This is a genomic window from Caulobacter sp. DMC95 (assembly GCF_056313785.1).
Genome location: NZ_JBQUZP010000002.1, coordinates 92,080 through 111,160, shown reverse-complemented (window position 1 = coordinate 111,160; position 19,081 = coordinate 92,080). Strand labels below are relative to the sequence as shown.

Sequence of the window (19,081 nt, the reverse complement as noted above, 5' to 3'; positions counted from 1 at the left end):
AAGCGGCGCTGGACGCCGTCCGTGGGCGCTATGCAACATGGTTCCGGAGCGTTATAGCTGGCCGCAGACTTATGCTCAGTTTAAGCATAACCCGGAAAGGTCGATCCCTTGGGTAGTCCGTCGTTCTTCTCGCCCTATCGCCACGGCTTCGTTCGGGTGGCGACCGCCGTCCCCAAGGTGAAACTGGCGGATCCGGCCGCCAATGCTCAAAGTATCCTGGCCCTGGCGCGCGAGGCCGATGCGGCGGGCGTCGCAGTGATCGTTTTCCCCGAACTGGGCCTGACCGGCTACACCATTGACGACCTGCTGCAGCAGGAGGCGTTGCTGGACGCCGTCGAGGCCGCGATCGCGACCCTGGCGGAGGCGAGCGCCGGGTTGGCGGCGATGATTGTGGTCGGCGCCCCCTTGCGAGACGCAGGCCGCCTCTACAACACCGCCGTCATCATCCAGGGCGGCAAGGTTCTGGGCGTGGTCCCCAAGAGCTTCCTGCCCAACTATCGCGAGTTCTACGAGCGGCGCTGGTTCACGCCGGGCGCGGGCGTCGTCGCCAAGACCCTGACCCTGGCGGGGCAGTCGGCTCCCTTCGGGACCGACATCCTGTTTCACGGCGAAGGCGTCGCCCCGTTCACGGTGGGCGTCGAGATCTGCGAGGACGTCTGGACCCCGACCCCGCCCAGCACCGCCCAAGCCCTGGCCGGCGCCGAGATTCTGCTGAACCTGTCGGCCAGCAATATCACCATCGGCAAGTCCGAGACGCGGCGCTTGCTGTGCGCCAGCCAGTCGTCGCGGATGATCGCGGCCTATGTCTATTCGGCGGCCGGGGCCGGCGAGAGCTCGACGGATCTCGCCTGGGACGGCCATGTCGATATCCATGAGATGGGCGCGCTTCTCGCCGAAACGCCGCGCTTCTCGACCGGACCGGCCTGGACCTTCGCCGATGTCGACGTCCAGCGCATCCGGCAGGAGCGGATGCGCGTGGGCAGCTTCGGCGACGCGATGGCCTTGTCACCGGCCAGGACACCGTTCCGGATTGTCCCCTTCTCGTTCGCCGCGCCGGCCGGCGATCTGGCGCTGGCGCGACCGATTGAGCGGTTCCCGTTCACGCCCTCGGATCCCGCCAAGCTGCGCGAGAACTGCTATGAGGCCTACAACATCCAGGTTCAGGGTCTGGCGCGCCGGCTCGAGGCCTCGGGCTTGAAGAAGCTGGTGATCGGGATTTCGGGCGGCCTCGACTCGACCCAGGCCCTGTTGGTCGCCGCCAAGGCCATGGATCAGCTGGCCCTGCCGCGCACCAACATCCTGGCCTACACCCTGCCGGGCTTTGCGACCTCGGATCGGACCAAGGCCAACGCCTGGGCCTTGATGCAGGCGATGGGCGTCACCGCCGCCGAGCTCGACATCCGGCCCGCCGCGACCCAGATGCTGAAGGACCTGGATCACCCGTTTGGACACGGCGAGGCCGTCTTTGACGTGACCTTCGAGAACGTCCAGGCCGGCCTTCGCACCGACTATCTGTTCCGACTGGCCAATCACAACGCCGCCTTGGTCGTCGGCACCGGCGATCTGTCGGAGCTGGCGCTGGGCTGGTGCACCTATGGCGTCGGCGACCATATGAGCCACTACAATCCCAACTGCGGCGCGCCCAAGACCCTGATCCAGCACCTGATCCGCTTCGTGGCGCATTCGGGCGATGTCAGCGCCGAGACCGCCGCGCTGCTGGAAGACATCCTGGCGACCGAGATCTCGCCGGAGCTGGTGCCAGGCGAGGCGGTGCAGGCGACCGAGAGCTTTGTGGGTCCCTACGCCCTGCAGGACTTCAATCTCTACTACATGACCCGCTATGGGATGGCGCCGTCCAAGATCGCTTTCCTGGCCTGGAGCGCCTGGCATGACGCCAATAGGGGCGGTTGGCCCGTCGGGCTGCCCGACACGGCGCGGCGCAGCTACGATCTGCCGGAGATCAAGCGCTGGCTGGAGCTCTTCCTGAAGCGGTTCTTCGCCAACCAGTTCAAGCGCTCGGCCGTGCCGAACGGGCCCAAGATTTCCTCGGGCGGCGCTCTGTCGCCGCGCGGCGACTGGCGCATGCCGTCGGATGCGACGGCAGAGACTTGGCTGGCGGAACTGCACGCCAACGTGGCGATCTGAGGAAAACTCTTCGTTACCGTCGAGTTTGGCTTTAAGCCGTCGTCGCAACGGCACCCCATAAGGGGGCGAAGACTTCAGTCGTGTGGGGACAAGACTTGGCCGCGATCTATCCAGTGATTTTGTGCGGGGGCTCCGGCACCCGTCTTTGGCCTGCGTCGCGCAGCGACCAGCCCAAGCAATTCTTGAAGTTGGTGGGCGACCTTTCCTCGTTCCAGGAAACGGTATTGCGGGTGAAGGATATCCCCGGCGTCGCCGAGGTGGTCGTGGTCACCGGGGAGGCGATGGTCCAGTTCGTGGCGGAACAAACCGCCGAGATCGGGGCCTGGGCGACGATCCTGGTCGAGCCCGAAGCCCGTGACAGCGCGCCCGCCGTGGCCGCCGCCGCCGCCTATGTCGAGGCCCAGGATCCGGCGGGTGTGGTCCTGATGCTCGCCGCCGACCACCACATCGCCCAGCCCGAGATTTTCCAACAGGCCGCACTCACCGCCGCCCAGGCCGCCGAGCACGGCTATATCGTCACCTTCGGCGTCCAACCGACGGTCCCGGCGACCGGTTTTGGATATATCCGTCCTGGCGCGCCGTTGCTGGAGGGTTCAGTGCGCGAGGTCGCGGCCTTCGTCGAAAAGCCCGACCAGGCCACCGCCGAGCGCTATCTGCTGGAAGGCTATCTCTGGAACAGTGGTAACTTCGCCTTCCAGGCGGCCACCCTGTTGGGCGAATTCGAGGCCTTCGAGCCGACCGTCGCGGCCGCCGCCAAGGCGTGCGTCGCCGGCCTGGAGCTGGAGGCCGGCATCGGCCGCCTGGATCGTGACGCCTTCGCCCAGGCCAAGAAGATTTCGCTCGACTACGCGGTGATGGAGCGCACCCAGAAGGCCGCCGTCGCCCCCGCCGCGTTCGCCTGGTCCGACCTGGGGGCCTGGGACGCGATCTGGGAGGCCTCGACCCGTGACGGTGACGGCAACGCCCAGGCGGGCGATGTCGACTTGCACGGATCGTCCAATGTGCTGGTGCGCTCGACGGGGCCCTATGTCGGCGTGATCGGGGTCAATGACATCGTCGTCGTCGCCGAGCCGGACGCGGTGCTGGTGTGCCATCGCAAAGACAGCCAGGCCGTAAAGACGCTCGTGGATGGTCTGAAGGCTAAGGGCCGTTCGATCGCCTCGCGCAAGAGCGCTTCGCCGAACGGAACCGAAACGCTTGTCTCGACCGACGGCTTTGACGTCGAGCTTCGTCGCGCTCCGGCCGGCGAGTCCATGGCCTTGCCGCCGTCCACCGTTCAGCTTCTCGAGGGCGTCATCGAGATGGACGGCGACGTCTATTCGGCGGGCGCGATCATCGCCCTCGACGCCGAGGTCCTGGCCCGAGCGATCGGCGCGGCGACCCTGCTGGTCACGAAGCCGCGCTGATCACCCGGTCCATTTCAAGGATCGCCAGGGCGATGTGGTAGAAGGAGCTGGCGGGGGCGGGTTCGTCGACGAAGGTTTCGTCGGGCTGGTACTTGTCGCGCCAAAGGCCGGGAACCGGCGTGCGCAGATAGGTCATCAGGCCCTCCGCGCCGGCGGCGGCCATGTCCCAATAGCGCGCTTCGCCGGTAATCTCCGCCGCCAGCACCGCCGCCTTGATCCGCTCGGTCTGGGGCCAAAGGCGCGCGCCATTGTCGTGCGTCGAGAAGTCATCGAGCAGGGCGTTGATCGCCACGCCGCGCGAAAGGTCCACGCCGCGCGCTTCGGCGTCGTCGATCATCCGCAAGGCCGCGGTTGTGGCTTCGGGGCGCCCCGCCAGCTTGCCCCAACGCAGCAGCAGCCAGCCCCACTCGAACTGGTGCCCCGGCTCACAGATGCGACCCGAGACGCCGGGGGCGGGGTTCCAGTCGAGGTCGAAGAACTCGCGGATCTGGCCGCTCGGCGTGTGAATGAACCGGGAGAGCGCCAGCTCGGCGATCTCGTCGGCCAGGGCGCGCCAGGCCGGATCATCGTCGATCTCGTTCCAGGCCAGCATGGCTTCGAACAGGTGCATGTGCGGGTTCGACTGCAGAGGCTCAGAAGGCGGGTTCGTCTGGTGGAAGCCCGCGACGGGATGCTTGCGTTCGGCCATCAAGCGATCGCGTACCACCAAGGCCGCCGCTCGCGCGTCCTCGGCGCGCTCTGGGAGCGCCCTGGCCACCGCCGCCAGGGCGAAGATCGCGAAGGCCTGGTCATAAAGATCGGCGGTGTCGTCCAGGCTCTCGCCGTTGGGGCCCACCAGGGTTCGGAACTGGCCATCGGGCCGGCGGTAGGCCTTTAGATAGAAGGCCAGGCCATGCTCGACGGCCGTTCTCCAGGGACCGCTCCAGCCTAGGTCGCCGGCGATGGCGTAGGCGTAGATCTGGCGCGGCAAGACCCGTCCCCGACGAGGCCCCTCGACGGCGTGGCCTTCGAGATCGATCTTCTCGAAGAAGCCGCCCTTCACATGATCAGCGCCGACCTCCCACCAGATCGGATAGGCCGCCTCGACCGCCCAGGTCTTCAAGCGGTCGCGCAGGCGGACGGCGTCGGTGAAGGCGTTGGTCATAAGGGACTCCAGTACCGTCACCCTTCTAGTCGAGGTTGCGTGACATGGCCAAGACGGCGGCTTGGCGATTCCGCCAGGACCGGGTTAGTGCTCGGGCCATGACCAGTCCGCCTGCTCTCCCGCCCTTGAAGGCCGTGTTCCTGGATCGCGACGGCGTGCTCAACATCGATCACGGCTATGTCCACGACCCGGCCAAGCTGGACTGGATCGAGGGCGCCCGCGACGCGGTGGCGGCGATGACGCAGGCGGGGCTGAAGGTGCTGGTGGTCACCAATCAATCTGGCATTGGTCGCGGCTACTTCGACGAGACGGCGCTGGATCGCTTCCACGCCGCGATGCAGGCGCAACTGGCCGAGGTCGGCGGCCGGATCGACGCCTTCTACCATTGTCCCTTCCACGAGACGGCCGCTGTAGAGGCCTATCGCGTGGCCGACCATCCCGACCGAAAGCCCAACCCCGGCATGATCCTGCGGGGTCTGGCGGAATGGGACCTGCGCGCGGAGGAGGCGGTGATCATCGGCGACCGGGATATCGATGTCGAAGCCGGCCGCCGCGCGGGGATGCCCGGATATCTCTTCGAAGGCGGCGACCTTCGCGGGTTCGTCAGCTCTGTGCTGGGTGACCGGGTTCCGGCGCTGAAATGAAGATCCTGCAGTTTGGCCGCACCGGCCAAGTCGCAAGCGCTATGCAGGCGGCGGCGCGCGGGCGGGCGGAGATCATCGCCCTGTCGCGAGCGGACTGCGACCTGGCCGACCCCGAGAACATCCGGGCGTTAGTTCGGGCGACGGATTGCGATCTCGTCGTCAATTCCGCCGCCTTCACCCATGTCGATCCGGCCGAGGCCGCGCCAGAGACGGCTTTCGCGGTGAACGCCCACGCGCCGGCGGCGATGGCCGAGGCTTGCGCCGAGCTAGGGCTGCCGTTCGTGCACCTGTCGACCGACGCCGTATTCGACGGCCAAACCGACCGCGCCTATGTCGAGACCGATCGCGCCGAGCCGATCAACGTCTATGGCCGTTCCAAGCTGGCCGGTGAGCAAGCTGTCCTTGTCCACCCAAAGACCGTCGTGCTGCGCATATCCTGGGTCTTCTCGCGCTATGGCCGCAACTATGTGAGCTTCATGCTCAAGCTGGCGCGTGAGCGCGAGATTCTGAAAGTGGTGGCTGACCAGTTCGGCACGCCGACCGACGGGGAGGCGCTGGCCGATTTCCTTGTCGCCACCGCGCCGCGCTGGGCGACGGCGTCGGCGGACGATCCTGTGTTCGGCCTGTTTCATTTCGCCAATGCAGGCGAGACCAGCCGCTTCGACTTTGCGAAGGCCGCGATCGACCGTGATCCGCTGGCCAAGGCCAGGCTGGAGCCCACCACCCAGGCGGCGTTCGCGGAACCCGCGCCCCGGCCGCCCCGCTCGCCGCTCGACACCGCCAAGCTAAAGGCAGTGTTTGGTTTCTCACCCGAACCCTGGCGGCCGGCGGTCGAGCGCACCGCTGACCGACTGGTCGCGGCGGACCTCGCCGGCTAATCGCTGGCGCATGCGTCGCGCCCGCGATAAACCGGCGCCTAACTTCCCCATAAAATACAGCGCAAGAGACCCATGCAGATCTTCCTCGACAGCACCGACACCAAGGTCATCGCGGATCTGGCCTCGACCGGCCTGATCGACGGCGTGACCACCAACCCGACCCTGATCGCCAAGTCGGGCCGGCCGATGCTCGAGGTGATCGCCGAGATCTGCGACATCGTCCCGGGCCCGATCAGCGCTGAAGTGGCCGCCACCACGGCCGACGCCATGATCGCCGAAGGCCAGAAGCTGGCCAAGATCGCGCCGAACGTCGTCGTGAAGATCCCGCTGACCCGTGATGGCCTGATCGCCTGCGCCGCCTTCGCAGACGAAGAGATCAAGACCAACGTCACCCTGTGCTTCTCGCCGACCCAGGCGCTGCTGGCCGCCAAGGCCGGCGCGACCTACATCTCGCCGTTCATCGGCCGTCTGGACGACTATGGCTTCGACGGCATGGACCTGATCCGCGACATCCGCGCGATATACGACAACTATGGCTACGAGACCGAAATCCTCGCCGCGTCGGTGCGCAACGCCGCCCACGTCAAGGAAGCCGCCATCGTCGGCGCCGACGTGGTCACCATCCCGCCGGCGGTGTTCAGCGATCTCTACAAGCACCCGCTGACCGACAAGGGTCTCGAGCAGTTCCTGAAGGACTGGGCTTCGACGGGCCAGTCGATCCTGTAAGGACCTCCCGCCTCCCGAGCGCAGTTCGCTCGGGGGGCGAATTTCTGATCAAAGTTTATTTCGCAGGAGCGAAGCTGGTTCGCAGCTGCGATCTCGCGCGTTAAGTTTGGTCCGTCCACAGAGGGCCAAGCGCATGGTTCCCCATCTGGCTTCGACGAAGGCCGAGACCGAAGTCCGCCTGACCGGCCCCGAAGAGGCAGACCGCTTTTCGCGTTTTCTTCAGGGCTTCCTTTCGGCCAACGGCTTTCCGTTCGTGATCGTGCACGACGCTCCCGAGCGTCTTGGTCATCTGCGTCGCGTGGTCTTCGAGGACGTCACGCTCAGCGACAAGTTCGCCACTGAATGGCTCAGGCAGCGCGGGACCGCAGGAAGCGCCTGACTCCTATTTTTCCTTCTCCGTCGGCGCCGTCGACGCGGCGCTGGCCTTGCGCTTACGACGCGGCTTGATCAGAGCCAGCAGGTGATGGTGCTCGCCTTCGCCCGGCATCGTGGGCGAAGGGTCAATCGCCTTCGAAGGGCGGGGCGGTGGAAGGTCGGTCCGCATTGGGTCTTCGGCCAGCAGGTGGGCCGACAGCATCAGGTCGGTCTTCACCGGTCCAAAGTCCGGAGCGGCCGTCCAGACGCGTATCGCCGCCTGGGCGTAAGCTTCGGACAGATCCGTGACCTCGATCATCGGAGCGGGGTCCTGGCGGATACGGGCGTCGTTCTCGGCCCGCTCGCGCAGCCGCTTGAGCACCACCACCAGATCGGTCTTCAGCGGAACCTTGAACAGCACGTCGACCCGGCGGTTGCGGTGGGTCGAATAGTTCAGGATCACGTCCCCGAACACCTTGCTGTTGGGGATCATCACCTTGACGTTGTCGGGCGTGGCGATCTCGGTGAACAGCAGGTCCAGCGACTTGACCGTGCCCTGGCGCGTCGCGGTCTCGATGACATCGCCGACCCGGTAGGGGCGGAACAGCAGGATCATGACGCCGGCCGCGACGTTCGAGAGAGCGCCCTGCAGCGCAAGGCCGATCGCCAGCGAGGCCGCGCCCAGCACCGCGATGATCGAGGTAGTCTGCACGCCCAGTTGTTGAAGGACGGCGACAAGGCCCACGGCGACGATCGCATAGCGCGCCAGCGACGCCGCAAAGCTCTCCAGCGTCGGATCAGGATTGCTCCTGTGGACGCGGGTCAGGGTGCGGCGCATAAACCGCGCGGCCCAACCCGCGGCCCAGAACGTGACCGCAAGGATCAGGGCGGCGACCACGAGATTGACCGCCAGCTTGCCCAGCCAGTCGAGGAAGTGGCCGAGCATGGTCTCGTCGGCTCTGACGTTGGCGAGCGACGGCAGAGCGGCGTCCGCCGGGATGATGCTGGGCTTTGTCTTCATGGAAGTCTCGATAGGCGCCCCCGCGCATCAAGGTCAACGAGGCGAAGCTCCCAAGGTTCCGCTTGCCTCGGTCGGGAAACAGTCGGTTACATCAATTGGCTCGAAATCGTCACGAAGCCTGACTAAGAGCGCCGCCCATGAGCATGCCCTTCATCGACCTCGGCGCGCAGCAGCGCCGAATCCGCGACAAGATCGACACGGCCATCGCCGCCGTGCTGGACAGCGGGGCCTACGTCATGGGCCCGCAGGTGCGCGAGTTCGAGGCCAAGCTGGCCGCGTTCGGCGAGGCCAAGCTGGCCCTGTCCTGCGCCAACGGCACCGACGCCATCGCCTTGCCGCTGATGGCCTGGGGGGTCGGCGACGGCGATGCGGTGTTCTGTCCGTCCTTCACCTTCGCCGCGACGCCGGAAGTCGTGCCGTGGGTCGATGCGACGCCGGTGTTCGTCGACGTGCTGCCCGACACCTACAACCTCGACCCCGCCAAGCTGGAGGCCGCCATCGCCGGGGTTAAGGCTGAAGGTAAGCTGACGCCCAAGGTGGTGATCGCCGTCGATCTGTTCGGCCAGCCGGCCGACTATCCAGCCATCAAGGCCATCTGCGACCGCGAGGGCCTGAAGCTGATCGCCGACAGCGCCCAGGGCTTTGGCTGCACCCTGAACGGCCAGCATCCCCTGCATTGGGCCGATGTGGCCACCACCAGCTTCTTCCCGGCCAAGCCGCTGGGCTGCTACGGCGACGGCGGCGCGGTGCTGACCAACGACCCGGTGCTCTGGGACCTGATGGACAGCTACCGCGTCCACGGCAAGGCGGTGGGTCCGGACCTGGCGGGGAAGACCTTCGACCACGATCCGAAGTACCTGAACACGCGGATCGGCATGAACTCGCGCCTCGACACGATCCAGGCGGCGATCCTGATCGAGAAGCTGGCGATCTTCGCCGAGGAGATCGCGCTGCGGCAGGTCGTGGCTGATCGCTACGCCGAGGGCTTGAAGGGCGCTGTGCTGTCGACCCCGGCCGTCATCGACGGCGGCGTTTCGGTCTGGGCCCAGTACGTGATCGAGCACGCGAATCGTGACGGCCTGGCGGCGCATCTACGCGCGCACGGGATCCCGACGGCGGTCTATTACCCGGTGCCCATGCACGTGCAGGCCCCGTATGCGCATTTCCCGCGCGGCGCGGGCGGCCTTCCGGTCACCGAGGCCAAGGCCGAGACGGTGCTGGCCCTGCCGATGCATCCCTATCTGAGCGCGGACGACCAGCAGAAGATCATCGACGCGGTGCGCGCCTTCAGCGGCTGATCAGGCGTCGGCGCGCGCGCCTGCGCGGTTCCGGGCGCGGCCCAGCGCGGCGTAGAGCGCGCGGATATCGAGCGGCTTGGCGATCCAGTCTGTCATGCCGGCTTCATGACAAGCCTCGACCTCGTGATCGGCGACGCCCGCGCTGAAGCCGATCACGGGGGTGTCGTGGTTCAGTCCCTTGCCGGCGCGCAGGCGGCGAGTGGCCTCGCGGCCGTCGAGACCGGGCATGTTGACATCCATCAGCACGACGTCGAAGGCCTTGGCTTCCAGCGCCTTCAGCGCCTCCAGACCATCGGGCGCGGTCGTCAGGCTTACCCCCAGTGGCTCCAGGACGAGCGCCAAGGTCCGGCGGTTCACCTCATGATCGTCCACGGCCAGGATGTTCAACGCGGTCAGGTTCGGCGCGGCGGCGGAGGGCTGTGACGCGCGCACAGTGTCCTGCGCCTCGCCGAGCGGCATTTCCAGGCGCAGGCAGAAAACCGCGCCGCGCGGCGTTCCGGGGCGCGCATCCAGCTCGCCCCCCATCAGGCGCGCGAGCTGGCGGCTGACCGTCAGCCCAAGACCGGTGCCGCCATAGGTGCGCGCCGTCTCCTGAGAGGCCTGGGCGTAGGGCGTGAAGAGGCGGTTCATGGCGTCCTCGGCGATACCGGGGCCGTTGTCCTGAACCTCGATCTCCACGGTCATCCGATCCTCGCCGAGCGGCGCGACGGCGACGCGCAACGCGATAGCGCCCTCGTCGGTGAACTTCATCGCGTTGGAGAGAAGGTTGTTGAGGATCTGGCGCAGGCGGAAGGGATCCCCTCGCACCCACACCGGCCCCTGGTCCTTTGGCGGCTCGACCAGGGTGAGGCCCTTGGCGCGTGCGTTGGCGCTCCAGAAGCGGCCGGCGTCACGGACAGCGCCCAGCAGATCAAAGTCGCGCTCTTCCAGGCTCATCGCTCGCGCCTCGATCTTGGCCTGGTCGAGCATGTCGGTCAGGAGGCCGGTCATCAGCTGGCCGGCGTCGACGATCAGTTCCGCCGTAGCGCGGGTCTGGGCGGGGGCGGTCCCCGCGCGGATCAGGTGCGCGCCGGCGAGAATGGCGGACAGCGGCGTGCGGAGCTCGTGGCTGACGATGGCGGCCATGGCGGTGCGGTCCGACAGGGCTTCTTCGGTTTCGATCCGGCGGCGGTCGGCTTCCTCCCGCGCGGCGACCAGGGCGCGGCGATCCGCGTGCATTCGGCCCCAGATGGTGTGCACGGCCAGGATGAAGAAGCCGACCGTCAGGGCCAGGATGGTCACCTGTTCGCGGGCTTGTCCCCACGCCAGAACGGGCATGGCGAGCAGGCTCAGGCCGTAGGGTGTGGCGCCCAGATAAAACAGCGGGCGGCTGTCCACCCCCGAGGCGACGTTGTTCAGGATGCCGCCGACCAGCACCATCAGCGCCAGCGCCATCAACGGCGGCTGTCCGCTTTGCCAGAAGATGAGCACGCCGCCCGCGTGGACCGCCGCCATGGCCACCATGGCGACCAGCATCAGCACGATGTGCGCGCTGAGGTGTCGGGTCGGGAGCTGTCCCCTTGCGAAGGGGCGCACCGCGATGAACTCCAGCAACTGCACCGACAGGCTGGCGGACAGCCACAGCGGGATCAGGTCCCTTCGCCCAATCAAGTCGAGCGCCCAGCTCAGCAGGACGGTCAAGCCGGCGCGCGAATAGACCTGTCGATAGCGCTCGGCCGCGTTGCCGCGAAGATGCGGCAAGAGCGATGTCAGGAAGGGAGACATGGGACACTCCTCGCAACCTTGCGTAGGGGCCTATGGCAAACGCGAGGTAAACGTAGAAACCCTAGTCCAGCATGGCTTCCAACGTTTTGAGTTCGTCGGCCTCGCGCGCCGGCTTGTCCCAGCGGATGCGGTTGATGCGCGGGAAGCGCATGGCGACGCCCGACTTGTGGCGAGTAGACCGCTGAAGGCCCTCAAAGGCGACCTCGAACACCAGGCCAAAGTCCAGGTCGGCGCGGACGGAGCGGACGGGCCCGAAGCGTTCGATCGTGTTGTCGCGAACGAACTTGTCGATCTGCTTCAGCTCCTCGTCGGTGAAGCCAAAATAGGCCTTACCGACCGGCGTGAGGGCGCGCCGCCCCTCATCGTCCTCGCGCCATACGCCGAAGGTGTAGTCGGAATAGAAGCTCGATCGCTTGCCGTGTCCCCGCTGGGCGTACATCAGCACCGCGTCGATCAGCCGAGGGTCGCGCTTCCACTTGAACCAGGGCCCCTTGGGACGACCGGGTTCATAGACGCTGTCGCGGCGCTTGAGCATCAGGCCTTCGGACAACCGTGCATCGCCCTCAGGCGGGTCGCGGCGCAGGGCGGCGAGCGTTTCCCAGGTGTCGAAAGGCTGCAGCGGGGAAAGGTCAATCCGCGGGCTCGCCAGCCGGCCGACGAACGCTTCCAGGCGCGCGCGGCGCTCGGCGAAGGGCAGGGCGCGAAGGTCGGCCTCGCCGTCCATCAGCAGATCGTAGGCCCGGATTCCGGCGGGGAAGTTCGCGAGCTGCTTGGCGTCAACGGTCTTGCGGTTCAGCCGCTGCTGCAGATCGCCGAATGAGGCCAGGGCGCCGTCGCGGATCACCAACAGTTCGCCGTCGATGGCGCCTTCGAAGTCCAACGCCGCCACAACATCCGGAAACGTGGCCGAGATATCATCGCCGGTGCGGGTATAGAGCCGCCGCTCACCGCGCTCGGCGACGGCCTGGACGCGGATGCCGTCCCACTTCCACTCGGCGACATAGTCGGCGGGGGCCAGCTTGGGGAAGTCGGTGTCCTCGTCGATGGGCTGGGCCAGCATGACGGGTCGAAAACGGCCGGGCGCGTCGGGCGAAGGCCGCTCGGAGCGCCCTTCCAGCCAGGCGAAGAGGTCGCCATAGGGCGGTTCCATCGCGTGCCAGATCTCCTCGATCTCGCCGATGTCGACGCCGCCGAGATTGGCGCAGGCTTGTTTGGCCAGTCGCGACGAGACACCGACCCGCAGGCCGCCGGTCATCAGTTTCAGCAGCGCCCAGCGTCCGTCAGGGTCCAGGGCGTCCAACCAGGTCTCGATCAGCTTCTGGACTTCGGCCCGTGAGGCCGAATGCAGGGCGTCGATGACCTCGGAAAGCTCCGGCGGTCGGTTCGCGCCCGGCCGCGCTGGCCACACCAGCGACACCGTCTCCGCCAGATCGCCGACGAAGTCGTACGACCAGGCGAACAGCTGCGGATCCATCCGCGCCTCGACGGCCTTGCGGATGAAGGCCGGCTTGGCGGCGTTGAAGGACAGCGCCCCCGTCAGGGCCGCGAGCGCGTAGCCCCGGTCGGGATCAGGCGTTTGCCGGAGATGATCCTGGATCAGCACCAGCTTGGCGTTGCGCGAGCTGGTCAGCGACAGTCGATCGAGCAGGTGGGCGAAGGCGCGCATGGACATGGAACGCGTAGCAAAGTCCTTGCGATCGTCAGCAGTTGATCAGACCGATCAAATGGCCCCGGATCAAGCGCCAACCTCCGCGCGATCAGGCCTGCGCGGCGACGGCTTCGTTCAACTGGCCCAGGATCATGATCTTCTGCCAGATCTTTCGCCCCAGGTCCGAGGCCAGGGTCTCGATGTCGTTGACGGCGGCGATGATCACCGGGTCGTCGGTCTCGCCGGCGTAGAGCGCCGCCAGCTTGGCCGTCAGGGCCAGCATCTCGGCGCAATAGTCCAGATAGCGCGACAGCTGGAAATTGCTCATCTCGCGGGGCGGCGAATGGCGGGTGCGGGGACCCAGGATCACCGACGGGTCCTTGGTCAGCTGATGCATGTCGATGACGTGGCAGAACGAGCGCAGTTCGTGCAGAGCCACCTGTACGCGCTGCTGCTTCCAGCGGCGTTCGAGCGAGCTGAGGAACCAGGCCGCCGCCCCCGACAGCAGAGCCAGATTGATGGCTGCCTCCAGGCCTTGGGCGAGGTCGAAGCCTTCCCGGGCGCGCAAGACCGCGCTCCAGTCGAGACGCCAGGCCAGGGCGAACTCCAGCGCGACGCCGCCGACGATGATCAGCACCACCAGGGCGCGGAGGAGCAGATACGGGCGGCCGATGCGGCGGGCGCGCGCGGCGGTCTGGCGCGCGGTGTCGGTCAGCCGCCCGCAGACCGTCGCCAGCCCTGAGGCGGGAAAGCGTTCGGACACGCGAGCGTAGAGGTTGTCGAGCGTCTCGACGACCTTGTCGGCTTCCAGCTTCTGTCGATCTCGTGGGCGGGCCATGTCGCCACATAGCGCAGGTTGATAAGCGCTCGCGCAAGCCCGCATCTGCTGCTAGATTAAAACAGTTGTTTGAAATCCTGCGGGGCGAGCATGAACGACGTGGTTCTGCCGGCGGGCTTCAGCCCGCACGCGCGCAAAAGTCCGATCACCGATCCATGGGAGCCGCTCTACGCCCGCCCCGCCGAGGATCGGCTGGTCTTGGCGACCTGGGTGCGTGAGCCGCATTGCAACTCGCGCCACATGCCGCACGGCGGGTTCCTGGCGGCCATGGCCGACAATGCGATGGGTCTGTCGCTCGGAATGAACCTGGCGCGGACCGGCGTGCCGGTGGACGGGCTGGTGACCGTGTCGCTGATGCTCGACTACCTGGGCTCGGCGCGCCTGGGGCAGTGGCTGGAGTTCGACACCGACTTCATCAAGCTGGGCCGCTCAATCTGTTTCGCCGAGGCCACGGTGCGCGCCGACGGCGTCCCAGTGGCGCGAGCGCGGGCCAGTTTCAAAGTGCGCGCGGCCAAGGTCGCCGCCTGAACGAAAATCGCCGCCAAGGCCCGGGGCCCTGGCGGCGATCGTCGTCGTCCGGTTCCTGAAACCTAGGCGCGCTCGTGAACCGCCTCCTCGGCCGCGAGCGGCTGGGGCAGGCGATTGACCATCTCCTTCGGGCACACCTGCCAGAACTGGTCGCGGACGCGGTCCCAGTCGCGCAGCAGGGTGGCGGCGAAGACCGAGTCGGTCTCCCGCGCGTGCTCGGCGATCAGCGAGCGCAGCACGCCTTCCCAATAGGGCGAGGCCAGGCGCTGCACCACGATGCTGTCCGGATTGATGTTGTCCTGGAACCGGTCGTGCTGGTCGAGCACGAAGGCCATGCCGCCTGTCATGCCCGCGCCGAAGTTGTTCCCCGTCGGGCCCAGGATCACCACCTGGCCGCCGGTCATGTATTCGCAGCCGTTGGCGCCGCAGCCCTCGACCACCGTCACGGCGCCCGAGTTGCGGACGGCGAAGCGCTCGCCGGCCTGACCGGCCGCGAACAGCCGGCCCGAGGTGGCGCCGAACAGCACGGTGTTGCCGATCAGGGTGTTGGTTTCGGGGGCGGCGAGACCCCGCGCCGGCTTGATCACGATCGTCGCGCCCGACAGGCCCTTGCCGACATAGTCGTTGGCCTCGCCGGTCAGTTCGATCCGCAGGCCCTGGACGGCGAAGGCGCCCAGGCTTTGACCGGCCGAGCCCTTGAGTTGCACCGTCAGGTGGCCCGAGGGCAGGCCCTTCATGCCGAACTTGCGGACGATGTGGCTCGACGTGCGCGTGCCGATGGTGCGGGCCGTACTGCGGACCGTGTAGGTCAGCTGCATCTTCTCGCCGCGTTCCAGCAGCGGGGCGGCGTCGCGCACGATCTGGGCGTCCAGCGTGTCCGGCACCGCGTTGCGGCCCTCGACCGTGCAGTAGGGCTTGTTCGAGCCTGGATCGGCGCGGACCAGCAGCGGGTTGAGGTCGAGGTCGTCCAGGTGCTCGCCGCCGCGGCTGACCTGGGCCAACAGGTCGGTGCGCCCGACGATCTCCTGCAGGCTCTTGAAGCCCAGGCCCGCCAGGATTTCGCGCACCTCTTCGGCGATGAAGGTGAAGAGGTTGATGACCTTGTCCGGCGTGCCGGTGAACTTGGCGCGCAGGGCCTCGTCCTGGGTGCAGACGCCCACCGGGCAGGTGTTGGAGTGGCACTGGCGCACCATGATGCAGCCCATCGCCACCAGCGAGGCGGTGCCGATGCCGAACTCCTCGGCGCCCAGCATCGCGGCGATGACGATGTCGCGACCCGTGCGCATGCCGCCGTCGGTCCGCAGGACCACGGAGTGACGCAGGTTGTTCAGCGTCAGCACCTGGTTGGCTTCCGACAGGCCCATCTCCCACGGACCGCCGGCGTACTTCACCGAGGTCTGGGGCGAGGCGCCCGTGCCGCCGACGCCGCCGGCGACCAGGATCACGTCGGCCTTGGCCTTGGCCACGCCGGCCGCGATCGCGCCGATGCCGGTGGCGGCCACCAGCTTCACCGTGACCCGGGCGATCGGGTTGATCTGCTTCAGGTCATAGATGAGCTGCGCCAGGTCCTCGATCGAGTAGATGTCGTGGTGCGGCGGCGGGCTGATCAGCATCACGCCGGGCGTCGAGTGACGCAGACGGGCGATCATCTCGGTGACCTTGAAGCCGGGCAGTTGCCCGCCCTCGCCGGGCTTGGCGCCCTGGGCGACCTTGATCTCCAGTTCGACGCACTGGTTCAGGTACTCGGCCGTGACGCCAAAGCGCCCCGAGGCCACCTGCTTGATGGCGCTGTTGGGGTTGTCGCCGTTGGGCAGGGGCTTGTAGCGCGCGCTGTCTTCGCCGCCCTCGCCCGAGACCGAGCGGGCGCCGATGCGGTTCATGGCGATGTTCAGGGCGCCGTGGGCCTCAGGGCTCAGGGCCCCCAGGCTCATGCCGGGCGTGACGAAGCGCTTGCGGATCTCGTTGACGCTTTCGACGTCGTCGGTCGAGATCGGGTTGCGGTCCGAGCGCCAGTCGAGAAGGTCGCGCAGCTGGATCGGCTTCTGGGTGCGCAGGCCGTTGGACCAGCGGCGATAGAGCTCGTAGTCGCCGGTGTCGCAAGCCGTCTGCAGGGTGTGCATCAGGCGGGCTTCGAAGGCGTGGGCCTCGCCCGAGCGGCGCGCCTTGTAGCGACCGCCGACCGGCAGGGTGACCGCCGCCGTGCCCCAGGCCTTGCGATGCAACTCGACCGTCTTGCTCTCGATACCGGCGAGGCCGATCCCTGAGATGCGCGAGGGCATGCCGGGGAAGAACTCAGCCGCCATGGCGCGCGACAGGCCGACGGCCTCGAAGTTGTAGCCGCCGCGGTACGAGGAGATGACGCTGATGCCCATCTTGGAGATGATCTTCAGCAGCCCGCCCTCGATGGCGGTCTTGAAGTTGATGCAGACGTCCCGCAGCGTCTTGTCGCCGACCAGGCCCCGCTCCAGGCGGTCCTGGAAGCTTTCCTGCGCCAGATAGGCGTTGACCGCCGTGGCTCCCACGCCGACCAGCACCGCAAAATAGTGCGTATCCAGGCACTCGGCCGACCGGACGATGATCGAGACGTAGGAGCGCAGCCCCTTGGCCACCAAGTGGGCGTGCACGCCGCCGGTGGCCAGGATCATCGGCAGCGCCACACGCTCGGCGTCGCTGGCCTCGTCGGTCAGGACGATGGCGCCGCAGCCGCGCAGGACGGCGTCCTCGGCCTCGGCGCGGATCCGGTCGAGATTGGCGCGCAGGGCGTCGCCGGCCCGGGCTTCCTGGGCGGGCAGGGGCATGGTGCAGTCGATGACCGCGACGTTCTTCTCGCCCAGCAGCCCGTGAATGCGCTCGTACATGCCGGTGGTCAGCACTGGGCTTTCCAGCACGTAGACATCGGCCTGTGCCGCGTCCTGGGCCAGGATGTTTCCGAGGTTCTTGAAGCGGGTCTTCAGGCTCATGACGCCGGTCTCCCGCAGGGGGTCGATCGGCGGGTTGGTGACCTGGCTGAAGTTCTGGCGGAAGTAGTGGCTGAGCGGACGATACTTTTCCGACAGCACCGCCAGCGGCGTGTCGTCGCCCATCGAGCCGACGGCTTCCTTGCCCTCCTCGACCATCGGGGCAAGGATCATTTCCAGGTCTTCCAGGCTGTAGCCGGCGGCGGCCTGGCGGCGGGTCAGTTCCTCGCGGCCGAACTTGCGCGGCTCGGGACCGGGGCCGATCTCCTTTTCCAGATCGACCATGTTGCCTAGCCACTCGGTGTAGGGGTGGCGGGTGGCCAGTTCGTCGATGATCTCTTCTTCGCCATAGAGACGGCCCTCGGCCAGGTCGATGGCGATCATCCGGCCCGGCGAGATGGCCAGCTTGCGGGTGATGCGCGCCTCCTCGACGCCGCACATGCCCGCTTCCGAGCCCATGATCACCAGGCCATCGTCGGTGTAGGCGACGCGAAGCGGGCGCAGCCCCGAGCGGTCCTTGCCAGCCACGACCCAGCGGCCGTCGGTGGCGCACAGGGCCGCCGGACCGTCCCACGGCTCCATCACGGCGTTGCAGTAGGAGTAGAGCGCCTTGTGGGCGTCCTTCATCTTCGGGTTGGCGGCTTCCGGCACCAGCAGGGCCTTGGCCATCGGCGCGTCGCGGCCGGCGCGCACCAGCACCTCGAAGGTGTTGTCGAGGTTGGCGCTGTCCGAACCGCCCGGCTGGATCACGGGCTTCACGTCGTCCCCGAACTCGCCGAAGGCCTGGGCGGCCATCTTGATCTCGTGGGACTTCATCCAGTTGATGTTGCCCTTGATCGTGTTGATCTCGCCGTTGTGGGCGAGCATCCGGAAGGGCTGGGCCAGGCGCCACTGCGGGAAGGTGTTGGTCGAATAGCGCTGGTGGAAGATCGCGACGGCGGCCGTGAAGCGTTCGTCCTTCAGGTCGGGGTAGAACTCGTCGATCGCCTCGGCGAGGAACATGCCCTTGTAGATCAGCGACTTGGCTGACAGCGAGCAGATATAGAAGTCGCTGATGTTCTGAGCGTGGACGCGCTTTTCAATGCGCTTGCGGCACAGGAACAGCGCGCGCTCAAGCGCCTCGCCCTCTAGGCCGGCGGGGCCGGCCAGCATGATCTGCTCGATCTCGGGACGGGTGGCGTTGGCCTTCTCGCCGATCACCGAGGTGTCGACCGGCACCTGCCGCCAGCCATAGATGTAGAACCCAAAACGCAGGGCCTCGGCCTCGACGATCGTGCGGCAGGTCTCCTGGGCGCCCAGGTCGGTGCGCGGCAGGAAGACTTGGCCGACGGCGATCGGGCCCTGGCGCAGGGCGTGGCCGGTGCGGCGCACCTGATCGACGAAGAAGTCCTGCGGGACGCTGACCAGCACGCCGGCGCCGTCGCCGGTCTTGCCGTCGGCGTCGACCGCGCCTCGGTGCCAAAGGGCCTTCAGGGCCTTGATCGCCAGTTCGACCACTTCGCGGCGCGGCTGGCCATCAATGGCGCATACCAGACCCACGCCGCAGGCGTCGCGCTCTGTCGACGGGTCATAGGCGTGGCCGTCGATCAGCGCCTGGCGGTTCTTCAGATAGAGGTCGATGTTCTGGGCCATGGTGGCCTCCGAAGAAGGTTCTTGGTCCGTCCCCGTCCTTCGACAGGCTCAGGATGAGGACTACTGAAGCTCAGTCCAAGTTCCTCATCCTGAGCCTG

The 19,081-nt window shown here is 67.2% G+C and carries 14 protein-coding genes; 8 read left to right on the top strand and 6 right to left on the bottom strand.

Annotated features, from left to right (window positions below; genetic code table 11):
• Positions 1–108: 108 nt before the first annotated feature.
• Both ACT53N_RS04395 and ACT53N_RS04390 read left to right on the top strand, forming a co-directional pair.
• Positions 109–2,145, top strand: a complete 2,037-nt coding sequence (locus tag ACT53N_RS04395) for an NAD(+) synthase (protein WP_476062760.1) — start codon at positions 109–111, stop codon at positions 2,143–2,145.
• Positions 2,146–2,240: 95 nt separating this feature from the next.
• Positions 2,241–3,551 carry a mannose-1-phosphate guanylyltransferase/mannose-6-phosphate isomerase gene (locus ACT53N_RS04390; protein WP_476062759.1) on the top strand — a complete coding sequence of 437 codons (1,311 nt, stop codon included), beginning with the start codon at positions 2,241–2,243 and terminating at the stop codon, positions 3,549–3,551.
• Here ACT53N_RS04390 and ACT53N_RS04385 read toward each other — a convergent pair.
• Entirely contained in the window at positions 3,535–4,695 is a 1,161-nt protein-coding gene (locus ACT53N_RS04385; RefSeq protein ID WP_476062758.1) for an AGE family epimerase/isomerase, read from the bottom strand. The genes ACT53N_RS04390 and ACT53N_RS04385 overlap by 17 nt on opposite strands.
• Positions 4,696–4,793: 98 nt before the next feature.
• Here ACT53N_RS04385 and ACT53N_RS04380 point away from each other — a divergent pair, with 98 nt between their 5' ends.
• The 4 genes from ACT53N_RS04380 to ACT53N_RS04365 all read left to right on the top strand — a co-directional run bounded on the left by ACT53N_RS04380 (position 4,794) and on the right by ACT53N_RS04365 (position 7,322).
• Positions 4,794–5,339 (top strand): D-glycero-alpha-D-manno-heptose-1,7-bisphosphate 7-phosphatase, encoded by a 546-nt coding sequence (locus tag ACT53N_RS04380; RefSeq protein WP_476062757.1) that lies wholly within the window; start codon positions 4,794–4,796, stop codon positions 5,337–5,339.
• Positions 5,336–6,217: a dTDP-4-dehydrorhamnose reductase gene (gene rfbD, locus ACT53N_RS04375; protein ID WP_476062756.1), complete on the top strand. Its 882-nt coding sequence runs from the start codon at positions 5,336–5,338 to the stop codon at positions 6,215–6,217. Before ACT53N_RS04380 ends, rfbD begins: the two co-directional genes overlap by 4 nt.
• A gap of 72 nt (positions 6,218–6,289) precedes the next feature.
• Positions 6,290–6,943 (top strand): fructose-6-phosphate aldolase, encoded by a 654-nt coding sequence (fsa, locus tag ACT53N_RS04370; RefSeq protein ID WP_010921441.1) that lies wholly within the window; start codon positions 6,290–6,292, stop codon positions 6,941–6,943.
• Between the two features lie 133 nt (positions 6,944–7,076).
• Positions 7,077–7,322: a hypothetical protein gene (locus ACT53N_RS04365; protein WP_476062755.1), complete on the top strand. Its 246-nt coding sequence runs from the start codon at positions 7,077–7,079 to the stop codon at positions 7,320–7,322.
• Between the two features lie 3 nt (positions 7,323–7,325).
• Here ACT53N_RS04365 and ACT53N_RS04360 read toward each other — a convergent pair whose 3' ends face one another.
• The gene (locus ACT53N_RS04360) at positions 7,326–8,318 is read right to left on the bottom strand and encodes a mechanosensitive ion channel family protein (RefSeq protein WP_476062754.1); all 993 of its coding nucleotides are present in this window, start codon (positions 8,316–8,318) and stop codon (positions 7,326–7,328) included.
• 137 nt (positions 8,319–8,455) lie between these two features.
• Between ACT53N_RS04360 and ACT53N_RS04355 the strand changes: the two genes are divergently transcribed.
• The gene (locus ACT53N_RS04355; RefSeq protein WP_476062753.1) at positions 8,456–9,616 is read left to right on the top strand and encodes a DegT/DnrJ/EryC1/StrS family aminotransferase; all 1,161 of its coding nucleotides are present in this window, start codon (positions 8,456–8,458) and stop codon (positions 9,614–9,616) included.
• On the opposite strand, the gene ACT53N_RS04350 is transcribed toward ACT53N_RS04355, so the two are convergent.
• From ACT53N_RS04350 to ACT53N_RS04340, 3 genes are all read right to left on the bottom strand, one after another.
• Positions 9,617–11,380 (bottom strand): ATP-binding protein, encoded by a 1,764-nt coding sequence (locus tag ACT53N_RS04350; RefSeq protein WP_476062752.1) that lies wholly within the window; start codon positions 11,378–11,380, stop codon positions 9,617–9,619. It abuts the gene before it with no gap.
• A gap of 61 nt (positions 11,381–11,441) precedes the next feature.
• Entirely contained in the window at positions 11,442–13,052 is a 1,611-nt protein-coding gene (locus ACT53N_RS04345; protein ID WP_476062751.1) for a cisplatin damage response ATP-dependent DNA ligase, read from the bottom strand.
• Positions 13,053–13,137: 85 nt separating this feature from the next.
• Positions 13,138–13,866, bottom strand: a complete 729-nt coding sequence (locus ACT53N_RS04340) for a hypothetical protein (protein ID WP_476062750.1) — start codon at positions 13,864–13,866, stop codon at positions 13,138–13,140.
• A gap of 90 nt (positions 13,867–13,956) precedes the next feature.
• On the opposite strand from ACT53N_RS04340, the gene ACT53N_RS04335 reads away from it, so the two are divergent.
• Positions 13,957–14,394, top strand: coding sequence for a PaaI family thioesterase (locus ACT53N_RS04335; protein WP_476062749.1), 438 nt, complete (start codon positions 13,957–13,959; stop codon positions 14,392–14,394).
• A 62-nt stretch (positions 14,395–14,456) separates the two neighbouring features.
• Here the strand turns inward: ACT53N_RS04335 and gltB are convergent, their stop codons facing one another.
• Entirely contained in the window at positions 14,457–18,983 is a 4,527-nt protein-coding gene (gene gltB / locus ACT53N_RS04330; RefSeq protein WP_476062748.1) for a glutamate synthase large subunit, read from the bottom strand.
• Positions 18,984–19,081: the final 98 nt, after the last annotated feature.

Coding starts and splice junctions, on each gene's coding strand:
- ACT53N_RS04385 (WP_476062758.1), bottom strand. CDS start 4,695: ATGACCAACGCCTTCACCGACGCCGTCCGCCTGCGCGACCGCTTGAAG.
- ACT53N_RS04380 (WP_476062757.1), top strand. CDS start 4,794: ATGACCAGTCCGCCTGCTCTCCCGCCCTTGAAGGCCGTGTTCCTGGAT.
- rfbD (WP_476062756.1), top strand. CDS start 5,336: ATGAAGATCCTGCAGTTTGGCCGCACCGGCCAAGTCGCAAGCGCTATG.
- fsa (WP_010921441.1), top strand. CDS start 6,290: ATGCAGATCTTCCTCGACAGCACCGACACCAAGGTCATCGCGGATCTG.
- ACT53N_RS04365 (WP_476062755.1), top strand. CDS start 7,077: ATGGTTCCCCATCTGGCTTCGACGAAGGCCGAGACCGAAGTCCGCCTG.
- ACT53N_RS04360 (WP_476062754.1), bottom strand. CDS start 8,318: ATGAAGACAAAGCCCAGCATCATCCCGGCGGACGCCGCTCTGCCGTCG.
- ACT53N_RS04355 (WP_476062753.1), top strand. CDS start 8,456: ATGAGCATGCCCTTCATCGACCTCGGCGCGCAGCAGCGCCGAATCCGC.
- ACT53N_RS04350 (WP_476062752.1), bottom strand. CDS start 11,380: ATGTCTCCCTTCCTGACATCGCTCTTGCCGCATCTTCGCGGCAACGCG.
- ACT53N_RS04345 (WP_476062751.1), bottom strand. CDS start 13,052: ATGTCCATGCGCGCCTTCGCCCACCTGCTCGATCGACTGTCGCTGACC.
- ACT53N_RS04340 (WP_476062750.1), bottom strand. CDS start 13,866: ATGGCCCGCCCACGAGATCGACAGAAGCTGGAAGCCGACAAGGTCGTC.
- ACT53N_RS04335 (WP_476062749.1), top strand. CDS start 13,957: ATGAACGACGTGGTTCTGCCGGCGGGCTTCAGCCCGCACGCGCGCAAA.
- gltB (WP_476062748.1), bottom strand. CDS start 18,983: ATGGCCCAGAACATCGACCTCTATCTGAAGAACCGCCAGGCGCTGATC.